Here is a 551-nt window from a genome sequence, read left to right as displayed (position 1 = left end):
CACCGGCGCCAGCGCCAGCGATGGCGTCACCCGGAACGCCACGGTGGACGTGAGCCTGGCGCTTGACGCCGCCAGCTGGGAGTACAGCCTTGATGGCGGCGCCAGCTGGAGCGCCGGCAGCGGCACCAGCTTCACGTTGGCCGCAAGCACCTACGCGGCCGGTGCGATCCAGGTACGCCAGACCGATATCGCCGGCAACCTGAGCGCCGCCGCCACCAACGCGGCGCCGATCACGGTCGACACGAACGTCGCTGCACCGGGCTCGGTCCTGGCCGCCGACACCGGCGCCAGTGCCACCGACGGCGTCACCAGGGAGGCCACGTTCAACGTGAGCCTGGCTCCGGATGCGGCCAACTGGGAGTACAGCCTTGATGGCGGCGCCAGCTGGAGCGCCGGCAGCGGCACCAGCTTCACGCTGGCCGCGGGCAGCTATCCCGCAGGCGCGATCCAGGTACGCCAGACCGATATCGCCGGCAACCTGAGCGCAAGCACGGCCAGCGGCACGGCGCTGACCGTGGACACCAGCGTGGGCATGCCGGCGTTCGCACTGG

The 551-nt window shown here is 71.5% G+C and carries 1 protein-coding gene; it reads left to right on the top strand.

Annotated features, from left to right (window positions below):
- A partial coding sequence (locus tag LE190_RS21375) for an Ig-like domain-containing protein (RefSeq protein WP_225240601.1) occupies window positions 1-551 on the top strand: 551 nt, incomplete at both ends.

This window comes from Massilia hydrophila (assembly GCF_020208145.1).
Taxonomy (GTDB): Bacteria; Pseudomonadota; Gammaproteobacteria; order Burkholderiales; family Burkholderiaceae_D; genus Telluria; species Telluria hydrophila.
The sequence above is the reverse complement of the archived record's forward strand: the minus strand, read 5'-3'. Positions and strand labels throughout refer to the sequence as shown.